The 22,137-nt window shown below is 53.3% G+C and carries 22 protein-coding genes; 8 read left to right on the forward strand and 14 right to left on the reverse strand.

The features are described from left to right. Positions 1–50: 50 nt before the first annotated feature. The 7 genes from ACLJTG_RS20065 to yihU are packed head-to-tail and all read right to left on the reverse strand — an operon-like array spanning position 51 to position 8,941. The gene (locus tag ACLJTG_RS20065; RefSeq protein ID WP_079951469.1) at positions 51–1,472 is read right to left on the reverse strand and encodes an MFS transporter; all 1,422 of its coding nucleotides are present in this window, start codon (positions 1,470–1,472) and stop codon (positions 51–53) included. Positions 1,473–1,517: 45 nt separating this feature from the next. Next, the gene (locus ACLJTG_RS20070; protein WP_000084251.1) at positions 1,518–2,900 is read right to left on the reverse strand and encodes an MFS transporter; all 1,383 of its coding nucleotides are present in this window, start codon (positions 2,898–2,900) and stop codon (positions 1,518–1,520) included. A gap of 45 nt (positions 2,901–2,945) precedes the next feature. Beyond that, positions 2,946–4,982, reverse strand: a complete 2,037-nt coding sequence (locus tag ACLJTG_RS20075) for an alpha-glucosidase (protein WP_198898378.1) — start codon at positions 4,980–4,982, stop codon at positions 2,946–2,948. Between the two features lie 43 nt (positions 4,983–5,025). Continuing rightward, entirely contained in the window at positions 5,026–5,883 is an 858-nt protein-coding gene (locus ACLJTG_RS20080; RefSeq protein WP_024792372.1) for an aldose-1-epimerase, read from the reverse strand. A gap of 3 nt (positions 5,884–5,886) precedes the next feature. Next, a complete protein-coding gene (gene yihS / locus ACLJTG_RS20085) occupies positions 5,887–7,128 on the reverse strand; it encodes a sulfoquinovose isomerase (RefSeq protein ID WP_000870945.1) in 1,242 nt (413 codons plus the stop codon). A 15-nt stretch (positions 7,129–7,143) separates the two neighbouring features. Further along, complete coding sequence (gene yihT / locus ACLJTG_RS20090) at positions 7,144–8,022, reverse strand: sulfofructosephosphate aldolase (RefSeq protein WP_001067413.1); 879 nt, start codon at positions 8,020–8,022, stop codon at positions 7,144–7,146. A gap of 22 nt (positions 8,023–8,044) precedes the next feature. Continuing rightward, positions 8,045–8,941, reverse strand: a complete 897-nt coding sequence (yihU, locus tag ACLJTG_RS20095) for a sulfolactaldehyde 3-reductase (RefSeq protein WP_000268248.1) — start codon at positions 8,939–8,941, stop codon at positions 8,045–8,047. Positions 8,942–9,105: 164 nt separating this feature from the next. Between yihU and ACLJTG_RS20100 the strand changes: the two genes are divergently transcribed. From ACLJTG_RS20100 to fabY, 6 genes are all read left to right on the forward strand, one after another. Next, a complete protein-coding gene (locus ACLJTG_RS20100; protein ID WP_198898377.1) occupies positions 9,106–10,002 on the forward strand; it encodes a PfkB family carbohydrate kinase in 897 nt (298 codons plus the stop codon). Between the two features lie 33 nt (positions 10,003–10,035). After that, complete coding sequence (locus ACLJTG_RS20105) at positions 10,036–10,839, forward strand: DeoR/GlpR family DNA-binding transcription regulator (RefSeq protein ID WP_021000967.1); 804 nt, start codon at positions 10,036–10,038, stop codon at positions 10,837–10,839. Positions 10,840–11,029: 190 nt separating this feature from the next. Further along, positions 11,030–11,629 (forward strand): glucose-1-phosphatase, encoded by a 600-nt coding sequence (yihX, locus tag ACLJTG_RS20110; RefSeq protein ID WP_000965698.1) that lies wholly within the window; start codon positions 11,030–11,032, stop codon positions 11,627–11,629. Beyond that, positions 11,623–12,495, forward strand: a complete 873-nt coding sequence (locus ACLJTG_RS20115; protein WP_000921423.1) for a virulence factor BrkB family protein — start codon at positions 11,623–11,625, stop codon at positions 12,493–12,495. Before yihX ends, ACLJTG_RS20115 begins: the two co-directional genes overlap by 7 nt. Further along, positions 12,492–12,929 carry a D-aminoacyl-tRNA deacylase gene (gene dtd, locus ACLJTG_RS20120; protein WP_000560974.1) on the forward strand — a complete coding sequence of 146 codons (438 nt, stop codon included), beginning with the start codon at positions 12,492–12,494 and terminating at the stop codon, positions 12,927–12,929. The genes ACLJTG_RS20115 and dtd overlap by 4 nt, the downstream gene beginning before the upstream one ends. Before the next feature lie 44 nt (positions 12,930–12,973). Beyond that, positions 12,974–13,915 carry a fatty acid biosynthesis protein FabY gene (fabY, locus tag ACLJTG_RS20125; RefSeq protein WP_001518251.1) on the forward strand — a complete coding sequence of 314 codons (942 nt, stop codon included), beginning with the start codon at positions 12,974–12,976 and terminating at the stop codon, positions 13,913–13,915. 14 nt (positions 13,916–13,929) lie between these two features. Here fabY and ACLJTG_RS20130 read toward each other — a convergent pair whose 3' ends face one another. The 3 genes from ACLJTG_RS20130 to ACLJTG_RS20140 form a co-directional block, all read right to left on the reverse strand. Beyond that, a complete protein-coding gene (locus ACLJTG_RS20130) occupies positions 13,930–14,376 on the reverse strand; it encodes a type II toxin-antitoxin system HigA family antitoxin (protein ID WP_001259010.1) in 447 nt (148 codons plus the stop codon). After that, a complete protein-coding gene (locus ACLJTG_RS20135) occupies positions 14,373–14,684 on the reverse strand; it encodes a type II toxin-antitoxin system HigB family toxin (protein ID WP_000558163.1) in 312 nt (103 codons plus the stop codon). The genes ACLJTG_RS20130 and ACLJTG_RS20135 overlap by 4 nt, the downstream gene beginning before the upstream one ends. A gap of 85 nt (positions 14,685–14,769) precedes the next feature. Further along, positions 14,770–15,699 carry an alpha/beta hydrolase fold domain-containing protein gene (locus ACLJTG_RS20140; protein WP_198898376.1) on the reverse strand — a complete coding sequence of 310 codons (930 nt, stop codon included), beginning with the start codon at positions 15,697–15,699 and terminating at the stop codon, positions 14,770–14,772. A gap of 217 nt (positions 15,700–15,916) precedes the next feature. Here ACLJTG_RS20140 and ACLJTG_RS20145 point away from each other — a divergent pair, with 217 nt between their 5' ends. Further along, positions 15,917–16,228 carry a cytotoxic translational repressor of toxin-antitoxin stability system gene (locus ACLJTG_RS20145; RefSeq protein ID WP_001159635.1) on the forward strand — a complete coding sequence of 104 codons (312 nt, stop codon included), beginning with the start codon at positions 15,917–15,919 and terminating at the stop codon, positions 16,226–16,228. Continuing rightward, complete coding sequence (locus ACLJTG_RS20150) at positions 16,229–16,519, forward strand: helix-turn-helix domain-containing protein (RefSeq protein WP_000362050.1); 291 nt, start codon at positions 16,229–16,231, stop codon at positions 16,517–16,519. It abuts the gene before it with no gap. Between the two features lie 46 nt (positions 16,520–16,565). Here the strand turns inward: ACLJTG_RS20150 and fdhE are convergent, their stop codons facing one another. Genes fdhE through fdnG form a run of 4 tightly spaced genes read right to left on the reverse strand, consistent with a single transcriptional unit; the run spans position 16,566 to position 22,089 of the window. Next, entirely contained in the window at positions 16,566–17,495 is a 930-nt protein-coding gene (gene fdhE, locus ACLJTG_RS20155; protein ID WP_000027730.1) for a formate dehydrogenase accessory protein FdhE, read from the reverse strand. Beyond that, positions 17,492–18,127, reverse strand: a complete 636-nt coding sequence (gene fdoI / locus ACLJTG_RS20160; protein ID WP_000829025.1) for a formate dehydrogenase cytochrome b556 subunit — start codon at positions 18,125–18,127, stop codon at positions 17,492–17,494. Before fdoI ends, fdhE begins: the two co-directional genes overlap by 4 nt. Next, positions 18,124–19,026, reverse strand: coding sequence for a formate dehydrogenase subunit beta (gene fdxH, locus ACLJTG_RS20165; RefSeq protein ID WP_000331364.1), 903 nt, complete (start codon positions 19,024–19,026; stop codon positions 18,124–18,126). The genes fdoI and fdxH overlap by 4 nt, the downstream gene beginning before the upstream one ends. Before the next feature lie 12 nt (positions 19,027–19,038). Then, positions 19,039–22,089, reverse strand: a complete 3,051-nt coding sequence (gene fdnG / locus ACLJTG_RS20170) for a formate dehydrogenase-N subunit alpha (protein WP_077248424.1) — start codon at positions 22,087–22,089, stop codon at positions 19,039–19,041. Between the last annotated feature and the right edge of the window lie 48 nt (positions 22,090–22,137).

The following is a 22,137-nucleotide window of genomic DNA, read 5'->3' on the forward strand; positions in this document are numbered from 1 at the left end:
AATATAGGGAAGCCGCCATCCATCGGGATGGATAAAGCGGCAAGCGTCGTTTAATTATTTACAGTAGAAATACTTTGTTTATTATTAGTCGCGACAATTTGATTACCTGTTTTCTTTCGTTGGGCAATTTCCTCGATAATAAAAGCGAAACGTTGTTCATTGAGCTTATAAAAAAAGCCCATCGTTAGTGCTGCGATAATGGCAAGACCGCAAGGCCATAAAAAAATGAGCTGACGCAAACCAAGCAACGTGGTGTCACTTTGAGCTATGTTGGGGATATAACCGATTTGCGTCAGCATAATACCTGGCAAAAAGCCAGCAAGCGCAGCGGAAATTTTGCGGGAAAAGGTATAACCCGTATACACCGAGCCTTCAGCGCGAATACCCGTTTTCCATTCACCGTAGTCAACCGTATCCGGAACCAGCGCCCAGTTCAGGCTGTTGACGAAAGCGGTACCGAAGAAGGCGATACAAGAGAAAATAACAAACAGGAATGACGTTCCACCCCAGATAAAATTCAGGATATCGCCAACGGCCCACAATATCAGACCACCAAGATAAACCTGTTTTTTCCCGAAGCGTTTTACCGCAGCAGGTACTAATAAAACACCAATCAGGATACAGCCCATGCTGAAAAAACCCATCCATGACAACAAATGAATATCGTTCAGCACGTACTGAGTGTAATAAACCTGAATGGCCAGCTTGATATTAAAGGCGGCCAGCGTGCACAAATTGGCAACGCAGAGCACCAGCAGCGGCGGATTACGAAAAATCGCGCAGAAGGATTTCAATATGCTGGGTTTATGCGTGTCAGGCACGGTTTCGATATACCGTTCTTTCACCCCACTAAAGCACCACCACATGCTGAACAGCCCGCAGACCGAAAAGATGACTGCTGCAACCAGATAACCCAGCGAAGGGGAATGGGTAAACAGTGCCTGAATGGGCATAAAACCTACGGTACAAAGAAGAAGGCCAATGGTAGCGCCGCCTTGTCGCCATGCGGCGAGCTGGGCCCGCTCATGCGGATTTTTGGTAATAGCGGGTACCATCGCGCCGTATGAGCAGTTCATCAGGCTGTAGAACAGACCGAACAACATAAACAGCACCGTCGCGAAGGCTGTTTTAACGGGTAAAGTAAAGTGAGTGGCAAAGAATTGCGCAGTAGCAACCAGAGCGACTGGAAATGACGCATACAGAATAAAAGGCCGAAACTTTCCTTTTGCGCCAATATTACGGCGTGAGTCCAGCAATACGCCGGTGAGCATATCGGTAAAAGCGGTGAAGAATTTCGCCACCAGAAAGATAATTCCACCGTAATATGCAGGCATCCCGAGTTCATCGGTATAAAACTTCAGTAGATACAGCGTACCGATACACAGCATCAGATTTGAGCCGAAATCGCCCACGCCATAGGCGCATTTTTCCCGCAGGCTCAACTTTAGCGTTAGCGGATCATGATTAGACATAATCGCCTCTCAAAACGCCCCGCAGGGCGTTATATTTTATTGTTGTTAAACCGTATGTTTCCGGGCCTCAATCTCTTCCACAATTCGCACGTACATCTTCTCGTTGAGGTTGTAGAAACAGCCCATCGCAATAATGGTGATGACCGCCAGCACGCAAGGATAAATAAAGATCAACTGGCGTAGGCCTTCGACGGTGCCTGCCGATTGCACCACATTCGGGATATAACCGATTTGCGTCAGCATCCAGCCGGGGAAGAACCCTGCCAGCGCCTGGGAGACCTTACGGAAGAACGTGAAGCCGGTGTAAACCGTCCCTTCCGAGCGGACGCCGGTGCGCCATTCACCGTACTCCACCGTGTCGGAAACCAGCGCCCAGTTCAGGCTGTTGACGAAGGCGGAACCGAAGAACGCCAGGCAGGAGAAGGCGACAAAACTGACCGAGCCGCCGCCAAAGAAGTAGTTGAGCAGATCGCCTGCCACCCATATTAACAGCCCGCCGATATAGACTTTCTTCTTGCCAAAACGCCTGACTGCGCCGGGCATCAAAAAGACGCCGATAAAAATACAGCCCATGCTAAAGAAGCCCATCCAGGAGAGGAGGATCGGGTCGTTAAGAACGTACTGGGTGTAATAAACCTGAATCGCCAGTTTGACGTTGAAGGCGCCGAGAGTACAAAGGTTGGCGATACACAGAATAAACAGCGGACGGTTACCGGCGATGGCGCGGAACGACTGCAATAATCCAGGCTTTTGCGCGCTATCGACAGGTTTCACTTCAACGTAGCGCTCTTTAACGCCGGCGTAGCACAGCCACATAAATAGCAGGCCAAACAATGAAAATAGCGTGGCGGCGAAAATATAGCTGAGTTGGGCATTGCCTTCGATCAGGTTCATGACCGGCACAAAGCCAACGGTACACAGCAGCAGGCCGAGAGTGGCGCCGCCCTGACGCCAGGCGGCAAGCGAGGCGCGTTCATCCGGGTTCTTGGTAATCGCGGGTACCATCGCGCCATACGAGCAGTTCATCATGCTGAAAACCAGCCCGTACAGCATAAACAGCATCGTTGCGACGACGGTTTTTCCCGTCACCTCAAACGGTGTGCCGACAAAGTTAGCAATCGCCAGTAGCGTTACCGGAAATGCCGCGTAAAGCACGAACGGGCGGAATTTGCCCTTCGGACCAATTTTACGCCGCGAGTCGAGCATAATGCCGGTACCCATATCGGTAAATGCGGTAAAAAATTTGGCGATCAGGAAAATGATCCCGCCGTAAGTCCCTGGTAAACCCAGCACATCGGTATAAAATTTGAGTAAATAGAGGGTTCCGATATCTAACAGGATATTAGAACCTAAATCCCCCAGTCCATAGGCAAGTTTTTCTTTAAACGGCAAGCGTAGGGTTGCCGGATTCGATGATGTTTGACTCATTATTCTTCTCCATCTGCCCGCAGGTTTCCCTGCGGGCGAGCCGTATTAGATATTCCGTAAAGAAGCAAAAAGTGAAGCCCACTCGCTCTTCGCGCGATAGAAGACCGGCGGCTTGCCAATGGGCGCATCCACGGTAATTTCACCGCCGTGGTGAGCTTCGCCGGTCCAGATATTCACCCAGTGATCTTCCGGCAGGTACAGCGTCCAATCGCAACGCCCCTGCTCATGAACCGGCGCGACCAGCAGATCCTGACCGAGCAGATATTGATATTTCAGGGTGTAGGTTGCGGCATCGTTCTCGTAGTGCAGGAATAGCGGACGCATGACCGGCAGACCGGTAGCCGCGTTTTGCGCCACCGCCTGCTTGAGATACGGTTTCAGCGTGGTAAAGACGGTGGTCATGCGGGCAAAGTGGGCAATAGTTTCCGCGTCGCCGTCGAACTGCCAGTTATCGCCGGGGCGGTTGCCTTCATGGGTGCGCATCATCGGCGTAAAGGCGCTGAAATCGCACCAGCGCAGCAGCAACTCTTTGCTGCGTTTCATGTCAAACAGGGTGGTGTAGCCGCCGATATCGCTGTGATGCAGACCATGGCCGGTCATCGCCAGCGACAATGCCGCAGGCACGACAGAGGCCAGACCATCATCAAGGCTCCAGTCAACGTTCTGGTCACCTGCCCACATCATGGTGGAATATTTCTGACTGCCGGTGTAACCCGCACGCATAAAGAACAGGATCTCGCCGAGCTTGCCGGTCTCCTGTAGCGCTTCGTAGTTACATTTCGCCCACAGCGCAGGCCAGGCGTTATGCATGATCTCGGCGCTGACGCCGTTGTGCAGATACGTGTCGGTCGGCAGATATTCGCCGAAATCCGCCATCCAGCCGCTGCAGCCGAGCGCGATCATGTTCTTTTTGATGACGTCTTTGAACCAGTCGTAAGCTTCAGGATTGGTCAGATCGACCACGCCGCCATAGAATTCGCCAAACTCGACCAGATAGTCGCCGCCCGTGGCGTCTTTCGCCAGATAGCCGTGTTTCGCCGCCTCGGCGCAGAGGTCTTTATCACTGGCGACGTATGGGTTGATATAAGAGAGGAACTGTACGCCTTCTTCTTTCCACTGTTTGATACGGCTATCCAGCTGTGGATAGTTGTCGCTATTCCACTTCCAGTTCCACATCACGCGTTTGCCGAAAGAGGTCATGCGAATGCCGGACCAGTCCTGCGCCCAAATACCGTTCACTTTTACGCCTGCGTTGCGCATGGTATCCAGTTTTTGCTGGCAAACTTCCGTACCGCCCTGAATGCCTAGCGTGACGCCGTCATAAACCCAGTCCGGCAGCTCCGGCTGGCGGCCTAACAGCGCAGTCAGTTTTTCCAGCAGGGCGATGTAGGTGTCGGCACACTCAAAACGCAGCGTAGTTTTATCTTCCCACAGCGCCAGTTCGTGATACTCCGGCGCGCTGAAGTCGAAATTCATATAGCAGCTATTATCGACGTGGCAGTAATACTTCTGCGTGCTGACAAAGGTCGGTTGCGGGAAGAAGGTCCAGTAATAGTCGCCGCCGGCGTTCTCTTTACAGTCTGCCTGCCAGGTGACATAGCTGGTTTTATTACGGCCAACGCCCTGTTCGCTGGTCCACAGCGGGAACGGCTTGCCGCGCAAATCGAAATAAGAGAACTGTTCGCCGCAGCCGTAGATATGGTCGTCTGGATTAGCTGCGAGGCGTAACCAGATACGGTTATGGTGCAGGTCGTCGTTTTGCAGATCCAGCTTCAGGCGTCCCGCCTCATCGGCGGAGATGCGAAGGGTGGCGCTAATTGTTGCGCCACGGCTGAATTGTACCAGCCAGCCGTCGGGTAGCTCGCTGACGGTGGCCTCCGTTAATGCAATCTTTTCGTTAAGTTTGTCTTTGATGCTGAAGTTGCCGCGAAACATGTCAATGTCGGCAACGCCCGCGCCAATCCACAGACAGGGATTTTCGGTGCTGTGGCGTAAAATCAGGCGCTGTTGCCAGCTAAGCGCAAAACCATCCTGTGATTTTGTCAGTTCAAAATCGGTTGACCGTTGTGGTAGAGAATTCATTGTAATCTCCGTGAATGTAGGGTAATTCGGTAATCCATTTGGGCTAGTCGCAGCCGATGGAAAAATGCAGTTGATGGATCGCTTTTGGGGCAAGATGAATCAGTGCGATCCCGGAATTAAATGCATCGGGCGGGCAGCTCATAGGCTCTACCGCGAGACCTTTTCGGCTGAGTTTTTCGCCGGTATAGATCTGCAACCAGGGCTGGGTGCTGCGTAAAAATGTGGACATGTTCTGCGTTGGGCTGGTAAGTCTGACCTCCCACTCAGCCGGGGTAGTCGCGGTCTTAACCGCATGATCAAGGCGCGTTTCGCCGAGCAGGCATGATGCGGAAAAATCTCTGCCTGCGGGCAATTCTTCGCTTGCAGGCAGTGTTAATACACAGCTATCGATGCTTTGCAGATTGCAAGTCAAATAAGGATGCGCGCCCGCGCCATAAGGGGCTGATTCATCGCCAATGTTTTGCGTACGAATCAATACGTGCAGCCCACTGGCGGCATCTAACCGATAAATCACTTCCGATATCAACGCAAAGGGATAGCCGTAAGAGGGCGGCAGAAAAATCGTTAGCGACGCTTCCGTCGCCGACTGATAATTAATCTGCCAGTCTCGCCAGGCTAACAGACCGTGAATGGCGGTCTGCGAAACCGGGTCGTTAACGGCAAGCTGGAAAAGCTTGCCGTTATAGGAGTAGCAGCCATTTGTCACGCGATTGGGCCAGGGAATCAATACTTTCCCCAGATGCGCCATGGGTATTTCTTCCGGTTTATGCGGGATGACCACATGGCGTCCATGATGGGTCAGTTCCGCCAGACCTGCGCCAACCGTGACGATTTTCGCCTGGTAATGGCCCGCATTAAGCTGAATAGTTTTTCCACCGCTATGCATGGCTGCCATCCTCATGACCTATTTCGCGTTGATATCCAGGAGACCCGCCGCGACCGCCGGAGCCAGGCCCGGCGCCAGTGGCAGACGAGGAATGACCAGACAGTGCAGCAGATGGTAAATATCTTGCTTGCCGTCCCACACTTTGGTGGTCACTTTGTTATCGGCGTCCAGCTCTTGCCACCAGGAACCATTTTCATAGTCCATCAGGTACTTAATGCAGTAGTCCCACCATTTCTGATACCACTCTTCATACTGGCTATCGCCCGTCAGGGTGTGGAGGGCGTAGGCCGTACCCATCGCTTCCACAATCGGCCAGCGCACGCGTTCACGTACGATAGGTTTACCGTCCCAGTCGACTGAGTAGACAAAACCGTCTGCGCCATCTGGCGCCCAGGCGTCGCGGATAGTGGCATGGAACAGACCTTTCGCGTCTTCCAGCAGCCAGGCGGGTGGCGTTTCGAAGCGGGCCTCCAGCGCAGCATGGAGATGGAGCATCAGACGGCCCCATTCAATCCAGTGACCTGGCGTACCGCCGTAGGCGCGGAAACGGTGGGCAGGATTATCTTTGTTGTAGTCGCGGATAGGGTTCCACTGTGAATCGAAGTGCTCATTGACGCGGTAATCACCGTTGCGCGCCACATCATGAATAATTACCGACGCGATACGCAGCGCGCGATCCAGCCATTTTTTGTCATGGGTAACGTCATAAACAATCAGGAACGCTTCGACGGCGTGCATATTGGCGTTACCGCCACGGTAATCTTCCGTCTGGCTGAAGGCTTCGTCCCAGGACTCCAGGCACATCTGCTCTTCTTCACTCCAGAAGTATTTCTCAATCACTTCTATGGTGTAATCCAGCAATTTCCTGGCTTCAGGATGCCCGGTCGTGACGGCGCTGGCCGCGCCCAGCAAGGCGAAGAAGTGTTGATAACCCTGTTTAGAGGCATCCACCACGCCCTGATCGTTAACGCAGGCATACCAGCCGCCGTATTTTTTATCGCGCAGCGCGCCGTTCATGGCTTTGATGCCATGATCGACCAGATCATAAGCGCCCGGTCGGCCCATCGACGCCGCCACGGAATAAACGTGCAACATACGCGCCGTGATCCAAAGATGGGTGCCCATCTCTTCTTTAATTTGCCCTTTATTTCCCAGCCAGCCGAAACCTGTCGGCACCACGGCGTTTTTACCGAAATTAAAGATGCGGTCGGTTTCCTGCTCCAGCCAGCGGTTGTGGCTCAACGTGTTAAACCATTTCATTCTTTCATCCTCGTATTAACGACGTTTCGCCATCATTTCATCGACGATCTCGCCCAGACGTTGCAACTTAGGCGCAGAAACATCACGTAGCATCAGCTCGGTATCCGGTAAACCAATCACTGATGACCAGACCGCGCGTCCCGCCAGGAACCCGGATGCGCCAGCTTCCATGGCGACCCTGACCGCGCGAGGGAACAGTTTTTCGTCCACACCGGAAGAGAGGATGACCCACGGCATATTGATATGCCCATTCAGGCGTTGTGAGGCGGTAAGAAGATCGGAACGCGCGCCTTTGCCGTAGAGCGGCATTTCAACTTTGTAAAGATCGGCGCCGCTGTCGCCCAGCTCTTTGGCCGCATCGATAATCGCCTGCTCGCGATCGAACTTGTCGCCGCAGCGCGGCGGACGAACAACCGGTTCGATAATGCTCAGCAAACCATTGGAGTGACATAATTCATTGAATTCTTTGACCATATCCAGACGCTGCTGCGCGTCTTCATCGCTGCGCCACAGCACCAACAGTTTTAAGGCTTTCGCGCCATCCCGTTTTACCGCCTGCGCATTAATTTTTTTATCAATGACCACGTTATCAACGGGAATACCGTTGCCCGGGATGAAATCATCCGCCGCGACGATCATGGCGCAGCTTTTAGCGACCGCGTTTTGTTCTACGGCCTGGCGATAACAGAACTGCTGATCCAGCAGAACGGCAGAGGCATACGGGGAAAGAATTTTCGCCGCATTCACTTTGAAATCCGTCAGCACGCTATCGGCAACGGGTGTTTTCGCACCAGCAGCAGCAAACATTAAACGCATCGCCTCGCGCTGATCGACAGCCAGCATGGCAAACCCGCCGGACGCTCGCGTAATGTCTTTGATGGTGTAGTTGTTCATTCAATTTTCCTTTATACAGTCGTTACTTTTTTACGTTGGCGGTCAGCCCGGCGCTGATGCGCACCTGTTCCAGGATGGCGCTCCAGTCTTCCCGACCGCGGCCTGCGGCCCGCGCCAGGTTATAAACTTCACGGGAGGCGGCGCCGAGCGGCATCGGGACGTGCAGTTGATTGGCGACATCCAACGCGATGCCAAGATCTTTGTGCGCCAGATCGATCATGAAGGCGGGAGACAGATCCCCTTTCATCACTTTATTCGGCCAGGTGGTGGTGAAATGCCCTTTGCCTGCGGCAGTGCCGCTCATCACTTTTAAAGCCACGTCGAAGGAAAGCCCCAGCGCTTCACACAGCACGGCGGCTTCGGCGGAGAGCGCATTTAGCGCAATACTCATGTAGTTGTTGATCAGTTTTACGCGAATACCCATTCCCGGGCCGCCGGTGTTGACCAGCTCATTACCCATCGCCATCAGAACAGGGGTAGCACGCTCTACTTGCTCCGCCGTACCGCCTGCCAGCAGCAACAATGTGCCGGTAATCGCGTTGTCGGATGTCCGGCCTACCGGCACATCCATCATGCTGAACCCTTTGCTCTGCATGTCGGCAATCAGCTTATCGGTTTGCAACGGATGAATAGTGGACATATCAATGACCAGCGCTTCACGGGAAAGAGTTTCACAAACGCCTTGCTCGCCAAACAAAACGGAACGAACCAGATCGCCGTTCGGGAGCATGGTGATAACAAATTCAGCGCCGATGGTTGCCTGAGCCGGGCTGCTTGCAGGTTGCGCGCCTTTGTCTACCAGACGCTGTACGGCGTCGGGATTAACATCGAAGACGCTGAGTTGATGGCCCTGCTTTAGCAGATTGCTCGCCATAGGGGAGCCCATCTGTCCCAACCCGATAAATGCTATAACTGCCATATCGTTCTCCTGAACACGGTGGTGTCATTTTTTGTCATTAATGAGACTTTTTCTGTCTGTTTGTGATCGTATTTGTAATTTATAGTCAAAAAATTGACAGCCGTCACTTTTTAAACATTTCGTGAAATTAAAATGAGCACATCGAAAATGCTTGAGGAATGACCATGGTTCGTATTGCTTGTGTAGGTATTACCGTGATGGATCGCATCTATTACGTGGAAGGATTACCGACAGAAGGGGGTAAATATGTGGCGAAGCGCTATACGGAAGTGGGCGGCGGGCCTGCGGCGACCGCTGCCGTGGCTGCGGCGAAATTGGGCGCACAGGTGGACTTTATTGGCCGTGTGGGCGATGACGACACCGGAAACAGCCTGCTGGCGGAACTGGAATCCCTGGGGGTAAATACCCGTTATACCCGCCGCTACACGCAGGCCATGTCGTCGCAGTCAGCGATTATGGTGGATGCCAAAGGAGAGCGGATTATCGTTAATTATCCCAGCCCGGATTTATTACCTGACGCCGACTGGCTTAACTACATCGATTTTTCGCAGTGGGATGTGGTGTTGGCGGATGTGCGCTGGCATGACGGCGCAAAACAGGCGTTTACGCTGGCGCGTCAGGCTGGCGTCATGACTGTTCTTGATGGCGATATTACGCCGCAGGATATTAGCGAGCTGGTGGCGTTAAGCGACCACGCCGCCTTCTCCGAGCCAGGGCTGGCACGCCTGACGGGGATGAGCGAAGCCATTGATGCGCTAAAAAAAGCACAAATGCTCACAAATGGACATGTCTATGTCACGCGAGGCAGCGAAGGCTGCAACTGGTTGGAAAAAGCGGCGGTACGCCACCAACCGGGTTTTACCGTGGAGTTGGTGGATACTACTGGCGCGGGCGATGTTTTTCATGGCGCACTGGCATTTGGCCTGGCAAGCGGATACGCCATCGAAGAGGCTGTCAGATTCGCCAGCGGCGTTGCCGCGCTGAAGTGTACGCGCCCGGGTGGCCGGGCGGGTATCCCTGATTGTGAGCAAACCCGATCTTTCTTGTCACTTTTTGTATAATATGAGCAGTAGGAAGCTTTTAGAGGAATGCTCATGAGTCTTACCGAACTGACCGGTAATCCGCGACACGATCGGCTGTTAATGCTAATTGATGAGCGCGGCTATATGAATATCGATGAGTTAGCCAGTTTGTTGGAGGTCTCTACCCAGACGGTTCGCCGCGATATTCGTAAATTAAGCGAGCAGGGGCTGATTACGCGTCATCACGGCGGCGCTGGCAGAGCGTCCAGTGTGGTCAATACCGCCTTTGAGCAGCGAGAGGTCTCCTGGACGCAAGAGAAAAAAGCCATTGCGGAAGCCGTGGCTGACTATATTCCGGATGGCTCCACGATATTTATCACGATTGGAACGACGGTTGAGCAGGTGGCGCGCGCGCTGCTCAACCATAATCATCTGCGCATTATCACCAATAGCCTGCGCGTCGCGCACATTCTTTATAATAACCCTCGTTTTGAAGTGATGGTGCCTGGCGGCACGCTGCGCCCGCATAATAGCGGCATTATCGGGCCATCCGCGGCGGCGTTTGTCGCGGGGTTCCGGGCTGACTATCTCGTCACCAGCGTAGGTGCGATAGAGAGCGATGGCGCGTTACTGGAGTTTGATGTCAACGAAGCCAGCGTAGTGAAAACCATGATGGCCCACTCGCGACATATTTTGCTGGCCGCCGATCATACGAAATACCATGCTTCTGCGGCGGTTGAGATCGGCAATGTGTCACAGATTACCGCTCTGTTTACGGACGAGTATCCCGGTCCGGCATTACAGAATTTACTTCAATCCCAGCAAATCGAAGTGGTTCAGGCGAGTCCTTCGCTGGACGACGCTGTTTCAGCGTGACAAGCGTCCTTGCGCCGGATGGTCGCGTCAGCGCTTTATCCGGCCAATAAAACGGCGCTGTGATGCAGGCGATATTGAACATCGTCTGCGTTTCTATTGTCTTTTTGTTAATTGATTTATAAAGGGATACATAGTCAAACTTCTCCTTTCCCGCTACAGTTATTCATCCCCGGTTAGCAAGGAGAATGACATGCTCTACATCTTTGATTTAGGTAATGTGATTGTCGACATCGACTTTAACCGCGTATTAGGTGTGTGGAGCGATCTGAGTCGAGTACCGCTGGCTTCGCTGAAGCAAAAATTTACGATGGGCGAGACTTTTCACCAACATGAACGCGGTGAGATAACGGACGAAGCGTTTGCTGAAGCTTTCTGTCATGAAATGGCGTTATCGCTCAGTTATGAACAATTCGCGCACGGCTGGCAGGCGGTATTTGTCGGATTACGGCCCGAAGTGATTGCTATCATGCATAAACTGCGCGAGCAGGGGCATCGCGTGGTGGTGTTATCCAATACTAACCGACTGCATACCCACTTCTGGCCGGAGGAATACCCGGAGGTGCGCGCTGCCGCCGACCATATCTATTTATCGCAGAATTTGGGAATGCGTAAGCCGGAAGCGCGTATTTATCAGCACGTCCTGCAGAAAGAGGGTTTTTCCGCTGCCGATGCGGTCTTTTTCGACGACAATGCCGATAATATAGAAGGGGCCAACCAGTTGGGGATCACCAGCATTCTGGTGAAGGATAAAGCCACCATCCCTGACTATTTCGCGAAGCTGTTATGCTAAAAACCGTTCACCAAAAAGCTGGACGCCATACGCGCCCTGTTCGGGCCTGGCTCAAGCTATTATGGCAGCGTATTGATGAGGATAATATGACGACTCTGGCGGGAAATCTCGCCTATGTCTCATTACTCTCCTTAGTACCGCTTATTGCCGTCGTTTTTGCCCTTTTCGCTGCTTTTCCGATGTTTTCTGATGTCAGCATTCAGTTACGCCATTTTATTTTTGCTAACTTTATGCCAGCCACCGGAGACGTGATTCAGCGCTATATTGAGCAGTTTGTCGCTAATTCCAACAAAATGACGGCGGTGGGCGCCTGTGGACTGATTGTGACGGCATTGCTGTTGATGTACGCCATTGATAGCGCCTTAAACACTATCTGGCGCAGCAAACGCACACGGCCAAAAGTGTACTCTTTTGCGGTGTACTGGATGATCCTCACGCTCGGCCCGCTTCTCGCTGGCGCCAGCCTGGCGATCAGCTCCTACCTGCTTTCTTTACGCTGGGCCAGCGATCTGAATACGGTCATCGACAATGTATTGCGCATCCTTCCGCTGCTGCTCTCGTGGATCTCATTCTGGTTACTTTACAGTATTGTCCCAACAACTCGCGTACCGAACCGTGACGCCCTTGTCGGCGCGTTTGTCGCAGCGTTGCTGTTCGAGGCCGGAAAGAAAGGTTTCGCGCTTTATATCACCATGTTCCCGTCATATCAGCTCATTTATGGCGTACTGGCAGTGATCCCTATCCTGTTTGTCTGGGTATACTGGACCTGGTGTATAGTCTTGCTTGGCGCAGAAATAACTGTCACTCTCGGGGAATACCGAAAACTCAAACAAGCCGCAGAACAAGAAGAAGCTGACCAACCATGATTGCATTAATTCAACGCGTAACCCGTGCCAGCGTCACCGTGGAGGACGAGGTGACGGGTAAAATCGGCCCAGGACTTTTGGTGTTATTGGGTGTCGAAAAAGAAGATGACGAACAAAAAGCGAATCGTCTGTGCGAGCGCGTGCTGGGATACCGTATCTTCAGCGATGCTGACGGCAAGATGAATCTGAATGTACAACAGGCTGGCGGCAGCGTGCTGGTGGTGTCGCAGTTTACGCTGGCGGCAGATACCGAGCGTGGTATGCGACCAAGCTTTTCCGGCGGGGCTGCGCCGGATCGCGCGCAGGCGCTTTATGAATATTTTGTCGAGCGCTGCCGCCAGCAGGCGATAAACACGCAAACCGGACGCTTCGCTGCCGATATGCAGGTTGAGCTGGTTAATGACGGCCCCGTGACATTCTGGCTCCAGGTATGAGTCAGCTTCCGGCGTGGCCGCGGATAACAAGAGAGAGTACGGCTATGTATCACCTTCGAGTTCCGCAAACAGAAGAAGAATTAGAACGTTACTACCAGTTTCGCTGGGAGATGCTGCGTAAACCGCTGCACCAGCCGAAAGGGTCGGAACGGGATGGCTGGGATGCGTTGGCGCACCATCAAATGGTGGTGGACGAAGAAGGAAACTTAGTTGCAGTGGGCCGCCTGTATATCAATGCAGATAACGAGGCGTCTATCCGTTTTATGGCTGTACATCCCTCGGTACAGGATAAAGGGCTGGGGACATTGATGGCGATGACCCTGGAGTCTGTCGCCCGCCAGGAAGGCGTTAAGCGCGTCACCTGCAGCGCGCGCGAAGATGCGGTTGAGTTCTTTGCCAAACTCGGGTTTGTCAATCAGGGGGAGATTACTACGCCCACAACCACGCCAATCCGCCATTTTCTGATGATTAAACCGGTAGCATCGCTGGATGATATCCTGCATCGCGGCGACTGGTGCGGGCAGCTTCAGCAGGCCTGGTATGAGCACATTCCATTGAGTGAAAAGATGGGGGTGCGCATTCAGCAGTACACCGGGCAAAAATTTATCACCACGATGCCGGAAACCGGTAATCAAAATCCGCATCACACGGTGTTTGCCGGCAGCCTGTTCTCCCTGGCGACGCTGACCGGATGGGGACTTATCTGGCTGATGCTCCGTGAACGCCACCTGGGCGGGACGATTATTCTTGCTGACGCCCATATTCGCTACAGTAAACCCATTAGCGGAAAGCCAAACGCCGTGGCTGATTTGGGGTCGCTAAGCGGTGATTTGGACAGGCTGGCGCGGGGTAAAAAAGCGCGTGTCCAGTTGCAGGTTGAACTGTTGGGCGGCGAGACCGCTGGGGCAATTTTCGAAGGCATTTATATCGTACTACCTGCGAAACCGTTCGGCCCGTATGAAGAGGGCGGGAATGAGGAGGAGTAGCTGGACATATCCAACTACTCGATGAAGGCATCTGCTGGTAGTTTGAAGCGTTGTGTAAGCGCTTTAATATGATTAACCGTTAGTGCTCTGCGGCCATTTAAGATGTTGCTGACGTTCGATTTAGAACCAAGTTCGTTGGCAAGATCTGCTGCTTTGAGACCGTATTGATCCATGAGCGTTCGCAATACTGAAACGCCAGGGGGCGTTTCCTCCAGATGTTGGTTGAGTGCTTTGAATTCCGGCGCATGTTTTTCGTATTCACTGATTCGGGCACAGAGTAATTCAAATAGTGGGTTTTCAAGATCGTCGTGGTCGACCAGAAACTCCACTAGCGCTAGTGCCCTGCGATACTCATTGTCATTTCGGTCTTCCCCCATCAGTGGGACGGTTTTTACCGCATCGCTGAAGGTATCAACGATCTTTTTTGCGCTGGTTGCATCCATCTGACGATGAGTTCTCATTCTTTATTACCCCGATAGTATGCGGTCAGTTTGTCATATTCGGCATGGGAAACGATATGTTTCACAAATATCTTATGTAACCTGAAATCTATGTAGGAAATGAGTCTCAGGCTGTTACCAGAAACATCAATCACCCACCATTTATCTCTGTGCTTAAAATTATCCAGTGAAGGAATATACCGCTTCATCTCTTCAGGCTGAGTGAATGTTTTTTTCTCCAGAACATTCAGCAACTCAGTGAGAGCAAGCTCATGGTTTGGATACATGAGCATCGCTTCATTGAACGGTTTTCGGCTGATAACATGCACAATGTAGTTCCATTACAAAGTTTTCAACCTGAAAACAATTTAGCGCAACGTTATCCAGTTTTCAAGTTGAAAACAAAATTGAATTTTAGGTCATTTTGCCTGTTGATGGGCTTACAACACGCCAGGCCACATCTCGCATGGCGCTTCGTGCCGCCTGGCTCACGCCTCCGAGCTGGAAAAAGCCATGGATGACACCGAGATAGCGCTGGCAAGTACATTCCACACCCTGTTCCTGGAACCGTTGATACAGGGCCTCGCCCTCATCGCGCAGTGGGTCGAATTCGGCAGTAATGATGTGCGTGGATGGCAGTCCGGCGAAGTCCTCACGCCAGAGCGGACTGGCTTCAGGATGCAGTGGATCGGTTCGCGGCATATACATCTCGTAGCCTGAAAGCAGCGTGTCACGCGTGATAATGTAATCCAGCCCATTACAGGTGTAGCTCGCAAACCTGGCGGTTGCGTCCAGCATGGGGTAGATCAGAATCAGCTGTGCAGGTTGCCATTGACGGGCGGCTTTCAGGCGTAGCGCGGTGACCAGCGCCAGATGCCCACCCGCGCTGTCACCGGCAAGCGTAATGTTCTCGCGATCTATCCCCAGTTTCTGGGCATATTTCCAGATAGTATTAGCTCCGGTTTCGGCATCGTTATGTGCGGCCGGGAAGGTGTGCTCTGGTGCAAGTCGGTACTGTGCCGCAATCACGCGACAACGGCTGTAAAAAGCTAACTGCCTTAACTGGTTATCGTGAGTGGCAAAACCGCCGCTGACAAAGCAGCCACCATGATAATAAATGATGCAGGGTAATTTCCCTGTGGCATTGAGCGGCGAAACCACGCGAAACGTCATGGCATTGAGTTTAATATCTTCAACCTGGACGCGGGTTTCAGTTTCTCCTGCCAGTGTCGTGCTGGCGATGTAGCCCGCCCTCCGGTCATCAATATTCTGTTTGCGAGAAGAGGGGCGTCCCGCGGCGATAAACCCAGCGACCAGTTCGGCAATTCCTTTTTCCAGTGGCATATAACGCTCCTTTGACTGTATGTATGTACAGTTTATAACCTGGTTCGTTGGGGATGGAAAGTGGTGAAACGAGGGGATAATGATTCTGGATAGAGGTTCGCAAAAAATGGAATGCGGTTGGCGCTGGGTTTTTAATTTTTGTACTGTGAAATGATGATGCTATACGCCATTGACGTATAGATTATTTTCACTACTATAAGCCAATGGCGTATGGAATATGCAATTTATAGAAACGGAACTCTTTACTGAAGATGTTAAAAAACTGCTCGATGAGGATGAATACCATAAGCTTCAGGTTTTTATGGCTCAGCATCCAGATTGTGGTGATGTCATTCAGGAAACGGGCGGCCTGAGAAAAATGCGCTGGGGAGCGCGAGGCAAAGGAAAGCGTAGTGGCGTGCGAATTATCTATTTTCACCGTAGTCAACGGTATGAGATTCGCTTGCTTCTGATTTATCAAAAAGGCATTAAAGATGATCTCACGCCGCAGGAAAAAGCGGTGCTTCGTATGCTGAATGAGAGGTGGTAGATGGATAAAGTGTTATTTGAGCGATTAACTCAAAGTATGTCTCAAATGAATGAAATCATTGAAGGGACCCGTGAACCTTCTCGTACCTTTCATATTGATGCAATGAAGATTAAAGAAATACGGCAGGCATCTGGGTTGTCGCAATCTAAGTTTGCAGAGCTGATTTCGGTCAACGTGGATACGCTGCGCAACTGGGAGCAAGGAAGACGTTCACCGACAGGGCCAGCCAAAGCGTTACTTCGCGCCATTGCCAACGACCCGAGAAACGTTATACAAGCATTGCGTTATTGAGCAATGATCCGGCTAACGTAGATTGCTAGCCGGTATACCAGAGAACTTATTCCCCTTCCCCCGGGAACAGGAACGGGTTGATGGAACTGCGGGCGAAGCCCTCCTGTTCCATGCGCGCGTCCAGCACCAGCGAGGCGAGGTCGTCGGCCACTGCTTCTACTTTCGGGTCTTTTTCCTGATAGAGAATCTTCAGGTAAGTCCCGCAATCGCCGCAGCTTTCGGCTTTCACCGCAGCCTGCTCATTTTCCAGCGACCAGTAGTGTAAGTCGCGGCTCTGTTCGCAGTTACTGCATTTTACGCGCACGACATGCCATTCGGTTTCGCACAGGTTACAGTGCAGATAACGCAGCCCCTGCGTGGTGCCGATCTGCACCATGCTGGAGACCGGCATCGAACCGCACACCGGGCAATACTGGCGCGCTTCACCGTATTCCGCGCGGGCTTTGCCTGGAATCAAGCTGGCCATTTGCGCCCAGTAAAGGGAGAGCGCGGCCCAGATAAAGGGGGCTTTATCGCTGCTGACGGAGGCAAAATCCGAGGCAAACAGCGCGCTGGCCATCTGCTCCAGCTCCTGCTCTGAGGCTTTCTCCAGGTTCTCGATCACCGCCAGCGCGGGGCCGCTCATCTCGGGTTTTAGCTCGGCAATTAACGAATGCAGCAGTTTTTGCCAGTGCTTATCACGCGGCAGCACGTGGATATCCAGCGGCGGCTTGCCCTGGTCGTTCGCTTCTTTAATACGTGCGGTCAGATCCATCTCCAGCGGATGGTCGTACAGCACCACTTCCTGCGCGTGCGCGATAAGCGCGGCAAAGCGCAGGTAATCGCCCAGCGGGTTATTTTCAGCCAGCTCGCGCAGACGTTCGGCGCGGCGGTTGTAGACGTTTTTGAGTCGGGGGAACAATAACGGCGGAATCATATCCGCCGTACGTTTCTCGCTCGACCCCAGCTCATCTTGCGGGATTATGCGAATACTCATTCAGTTTCTTTTTCCGTTGTCTTGCGGACTTCTCGGTACCAGCGCGGGTGATGTTTCTTCGCCCACGACCGGGTTACCCAGCCTTCCACCATCGCGGTAATGGTGCCTTTCACCCAAAGGGCGGCGTAGATATGCACCATGATAACCACAATTAACGCTACTGCGGCAAAAGAATGCAACATTAACGCGAATCGGATCACCGGGATTGAGAAAGCAGGCGCAAAGTACGGACGCCAGATAATTACCCCGCTCACCAGCAGCAGCACCAGGAAGATAATCGCCGCCCAGAATACGCATTTCTGACCGAAGTTATAACGCCCGGTGTCACCCACTTCCTCGTTGACGACGATCTTACGAATATTCTTCGCCCAAAAGATATCATCCCGATTGATTAGATTGTGGTGCCAATAACGGAAAAACATGATGATGAACGAGGCAAACATAACCACGCCCACAAACGGGTGCAGAATTCGCGCCAGTTGTGGGGTGCCCAGGATATGCATCAACCAGTTGAAGGATGGGAATAAAAAGCCCAGCCCGCTCACCGCCGCCAGCACGAAGCAGAAGGCGACGATCCAGTGGTTGATGCGTTCCGGCGCCGTATAGCGCACGATGGTGTCACGTCGTTTCATTTGCGCACCTCGTCTTTCTCTTCATGCAGGTTGTCATCTTCCTCTTCCGCGCGGTTCGGGCCGACGCCGACATAGTGGAAGACGCTGGCGGCAAAGGTCGCGGCAAAACCGAACGCGGCGAGCGGTTTCCAGACGCCTTTCCAGAACTTAACGGTTTCGCTGATTTCCGGGTTTTCCGGCAGACCGTGATACAGATTCGGCTTGTCGGCATGATGCAGCACGTACATGACATGCGTACCGCCTACGCCGGCCGGATCGTACAGCCCTGCATTGTCGTAACCACGGGTTTTCAGTTCGGCCACCCGCTCGCCCGCCAGCGTTTTCATATCCTCTTTCGAGCCAAAATGAATGGCGCCGGTTGGACAGGTCTTCACGCAGGCCGGTTCCTGGCCGACCACCACACGGTCAACGCACAGCGTACATTTATAGACGCGGTTGTCTTCCGGGTTGAGGCGCGGCACGTTGAACGGGCAGCCAGCGATACAGTAGCCGCAGCCGATACACTGCTCGGACTGGAAGTCGACAATACCGTTAGCATACTGAATGATCGCCCCTTCCGCCGGACAGGCCTTCAGGCAGCCGGGATCGGCGCAGTGCATACAGCCATCCTTACGGATCAGCCACTCCAGTTTGTCGTTCTGTTCCACTTCCGAGAAGCGCATCACCGTCCAGGATTTCGCAGTTAAGTCCGCCGGGTTGTCATACACCCCGACGTTATTGCCCACTTCATCACGGATGTCGTTCCACTCGGAGCACGCCACCTGACACGCTTTACAGCCGATACAGGTGGTGACGTCGATGAGTTTCGCCACCTCTTCCTGGTGGTCCCGCGCCTGGGGCGCGGGGGTGAAACCGTTAGTGGCGGAACGACGAATGATGTCTTGCGATTGATAAGCCATAGGTCGTCTCCGTTACACCTTTTCCACGTTCACAAGGAAGGATTTAAACTCCGGCGTTTGCGTGTTCGCATCACCGACGAAAGGCGTTAACGTATTGGCAATAAAGCCTTTTTTCGCCACGCCTTCGTAGCCCCAGTGAATAGGAATACCGATGGTATCGATATCCTTGCCGTCCGCTTTCAGCGTGCGAATACGCTTGGTCACCACCGCTTTGGCTTTGATATAGCCGCGGTTCGAGGAGACCTTCACGGTATCGCCATGCGCGATACCGAGCTTATTCGCCAGCTTCTCGCCAATTTCCACAAACTGTTCCGGCTGGGCGATAGCGTTAAGCAACGCGTGCTTGGTCCAGTAGTGGAAGTGCTCGGTCAGACGGTAAGTGGTTCCGACATACGGGAACTTATCCGCTTTACCCAGCGCGTCGGCATCGTCTTTAAAGATACGGGCGGCAGGGTTAGAGATAACGTTCGGGTGCAGCGGGTTAGTGCCCAGCGGCGTTTCAAACGGCTCGTAGTGTTCCGGGAACGGCCCTTCCGCCATCTTATCGATAGCAAACAGGCGGCCCATCCCTTCCGGCTGCATGATAAACGGTCCGACGTCGCTGCCGGGCGCGGCGGCGCTGTAGTCCGGAATATCCCATCCGGCCCATTTTCCGCCTTCCCATTTCAGTAGCTGACGTTTCGGGTCCCAGGGATTACCCTGCGGATCGGCGGAGGCGCGGTTATAGAGGATGCGGCGGTTAAGCGGCCATGCCCATGCCCAGCCCAGCGTGTTGCCGAGACCAGACGGGTCGGCGTTATCACGACGCGCCATCATGTTGCCTTCCGGCGTCCAGCTACCGGCGAAAATCCAGCAGCCGCTGGACGTCGTACCGTCATCACGCAGTTGCGCGAACGAACTGAGCTGTTGACCTTTCTTCACTACCACCGCGCCGGTTGCCGGGTCGATAAGATCGGCCAGCGCTTTACCATTACTTTCCATCGCCACTTCTTCAGAGGCGGGTTCGTATGGTTTGGTGTAGTTCCAGGTCATATTCAGCACCTGTTCCGGGTTGGCGCCGCCCTGTTCAGAGTACATCTTACGCAGGCGTAAGAAGATACCGGCGAGGATTTCGCCGTCGGTCATGGCAATTCCCGGGGCGTCCGCGCCCTTCCAGTGCCACTGTAACCAGCGACCGGAGTTAACGATGGAACCATTTTCCTCGGCAAAACAGGTGGAAGGCAGACGGAACACTTCGGTCTGGATTTTTGCGGGATCAACGTCGTTCGACTCACCGTGGTTTTGCCAGAAGGTGGACGTTTCGGTGTTGAGCGGATCGATAGTCACCAGGTACTTCAGTTTGGAAAGCGACGCGACCACTTTGTTTTTGTTCGGGAATGAGGCCACCGGGTTAAAGCCCTGGCAGATATAGCCGTTGACCTTGCCCTGTTTCATCATCTCGAAGTACTGCAACACGTCGTAGCCTTTGTCCCACTTCGGTAGCCAGTCGAAGCCCCAGCTATTTTCCGCTGTCGCTTTATCACCAAAGAAGGCCTTCATCATTGAGACGAAGAATTTCGGATAGTTGCCCCAGTAGTTGACCTGATCCTTCAACAATGGCTTCGGCGTATTGGCAGCCAGATAGGTTTGCAGGTCGGTCTGTTTTTCGCTCGGCAGCGTCAGGTAGCCCGGCAGACTTTGCGACAGCAGTCCTAAGTCGGTCAGTCCCTGAATGTTGGAGTGACCGCGCAGGGCGTTAACGCCGCCGCCCGCCATCCCCATGTTACCGAGCAGAAGCTGGATCATTGCCATAGTACGGATGTTCTGCGCGCCGATGGAATGCTGCGTCCAGCCCAGCGCGTACAGGAACGACGCGGTTTTATCTTTTGCGCTGGTTTCTGCAATGTACTCGCACACTTTCAGGAAGTCCGCTTTCGGCGTACCGCAGATATTTTCTACCACGTCCGGCGTATAGCGTGAGACATGCTGTTTCAACAGATTCCAGACACAGCGCGGGTGTTGCAGTGTCGTATCGCGTTTGGCAAAACCGTTTTCGTCCAGCTCATAGTGCCAACTGGTTTTATCGTACTGCCGCTTATCTGCGTCATAGCCAGTGAACAGACCATCATCGAAGCCAAAATCTTCACGCACGATCAGGCTGGCATTGGTATAGGCCTCGGTGTATTCACGGTTGTATTTTTCGTTAGTCAGCAGATACAGCATCACGCCTGACAAGAAGGCAATGTCAGTACCAGAGCGTATTGGCGCATAGAAATCGGCCACCGACGCGGTACGCGTAAAGCGCGGATCGATCACAATCAGCTTTGCGCCGTTGTGAATTTTGGCTTCCATCGCCCAGCGGAACCCGACCGGGTGAGCTTCTGCGGCGTTACCGCCCATCACCACGACGAGGTTGGCGTTCTTGATGTCGACCCAGTGGTTGGTCATCGCACCGCGACCAAATGTTGGAGCAAGACTTGCTACCGTTGGTCCGTGTCAGACACGCGCCTGGTTGTCGACCGCGAGCATACCCAGCGCGCGGGAGAATTTTTGCGTTAAATAACCCGTCTCGTTACTGGATGCGGAAGCGCACAGCATCCCGGTGGTGAGCCAGCGGTTAACGGTAACGCCTTCGGCGTTCTGCGCCTGATAGTTGGCGTCGCGATCTTCCTTCATCAGTTTAGCGATGCGGTCAAACGCTTCTTCCCAACTGATCTGTTGCCACTTATCTGAACCCGGCGCGCGGTATTGCGGGAATTTCAGGCGGCTTTCAGAGTGGATAAAGTCCACCAGACCGGCCCCTTTCGGGCACAGCGCGCCACGGCTTACCGGATGATCCGGGTCCCCTTCGATATGGAAAATAGATGCTTTGGCGTTTTTCGCACCGTCGCCGAGGCTGTACATCAACAGCCCGCAGCCAACGGAACAGTAGGTGCAGGTGTTACGGGTTTCGCGGGTGCGCAGCAGTTTATATTGCCGTGTTTCCGCTAGCGCTACGCCGGGCGCGAAGCCCAGTGCCGCCGCCGTGGTGCCTGCCATACCGCCAGCGCAGATCTTAAAGAACTGCCTTCTGCTGACCTGCATGGTTTGCTCCTTGTTTCGACATTGTCACTTCTCTTTCACATTTCTCTA

Source organism: Salmonella sp. SAL00672 (assembly GCF_046552175.1).
GTDB lineage: Bacteria > Pseudomonadota > Gammaproteobacteria > Enterobacterales > Enterobacteriaceae > Salmonella > Salmonella enterica.

Coding starts and splice junctions, on each gene's coding strand:
- yihS (WP_000870945.1), bottom strand. CDS start 7,128: ATGAAATGGTTTAACACGTTGAGCCACAACCGCTGGCTGGAGCAGGAA.
- fdhE (WP_000027730.1), bottom strand. CDS start 17,495: ATGAGTATTCGCATAATCCCGCAAGATGAGCTGGGGTCGAGCGAGAAA.
- ACLJTG_RS20115 (WP_000921423.1), top strand. CDS start 11,623: ATGCTAAAAACCGTTCACCAAAAAGCTGGACGCCATACGCGCCCTGTT.
- ACLJTG_RS20140 (WP_198898376.1), bottom strand. CDS start 15,699: ATGCCACTGGAAAAAGGAATTGCCGAACTGGTCGCTGGGTTTATCGCC.
- ACLJTG_RS20070 (WP_000084251.1), bottom strand. CDS start 2,900: ATGAGTCAAACATCATCGAATCCGGCAACCCTACGCTTGCCGTTTAAA.
- ACLJTG_RS20130 (WP_001259010.1), bottom strand. CDS start 14,376: ATGAGAACTCATCGTCAGATGGATGCAACCAGCGCAAAAAAGATCGTT.
- ACLJTG_RS20145 (WP_001159635.1), top strand. CDS start 15,917: ATGCAATTTATAGAAACGGAACTCTTTACTGAAGATGTTAAAAAACTG.
- ACLJTG_RS20105 (WP_021000967.1), top strand. CDS start 10,036: ATGAGTCTTACCGAACTGACCGGTAATCCGCGACACGATCGGCTGTTA.
- ACLJTG_RS20075 (WP_198898378.1), bottom strand. CDS start 4,982: ATGAATTCTCTACCACAACGGTCAACCGATTTTGAACTGACAAAATCA.
- ACLJTG_RS20100 (WP_198898377.1), top strand. CDS start 9,106: ATGGTTCGTATTGCTTGTGTAGGTATTACCGTGATGGATCGCATCTAT.
- fdxH (WP_000331364.1), bottom strand. CDS start 19,026: ATGGCTTATCAATCGCAAGACATCATTCGTCGTTCCGCCACTAACGGT.
- ACLJTG_RS20065 (WP_079951469.1), bottom strand. CDS start 1,472: ATGTCTAATCATGATCCGCTAACGCTAAAGTTGAGCCTGCGGGAAAAA.
- ACLJTG_RS20150 (WP_000362050.1), top strand. CDS start 16,229: ATGGATAAAGTGTTATTTGAGCGATTAACTCAAAGTATGTCTCAAATG.
- fdoI (WP_000829025.1), bottom strand. CDS start 18,127: ATGAAACGACGTGACACCATCGTGCGCTATACGGCGCCGGAACGCATC.
- yihX (WP_000965698.1), top strand. CDS start 11,030: ATGCTCTACATCTTTGATTTAGGTAATGTGATTGTCGACATCGACTTT.
- yihU (WP_000268248.1), bottom strand. CDS start 8,941: ATGGCAGTTATAGCATTTATCGGGTTGGGACAGATGGGCTCCCCTATG.
- dtd (WP_000560974.1), top strand. CDS start 12,492: ATGATTGCATTAATTCAACGCGTAACCCGTGCCAGCGTCACCGTGGAG.
- yihT (WP_001067413.1), bottom strand. CDS start 8,022: ATGAACAACTACACCATCAAAGACATTACGCGAGCGTCCGGCGGGTTT.
- ACLJTG_RS20080 (WP_024792372.1), bottom strand. CDS start 5,883: ATGAGGATGGCAGCCATGCATAGCGGTGGAAAAACTATTCAGCTTAAT.
- fabY (WP_001518251.1), top strand. CDS start 12,974: ATGTATCACCTTCGAGTTCCGCAAACAGAAGAAGAATTAGAACGTTAC.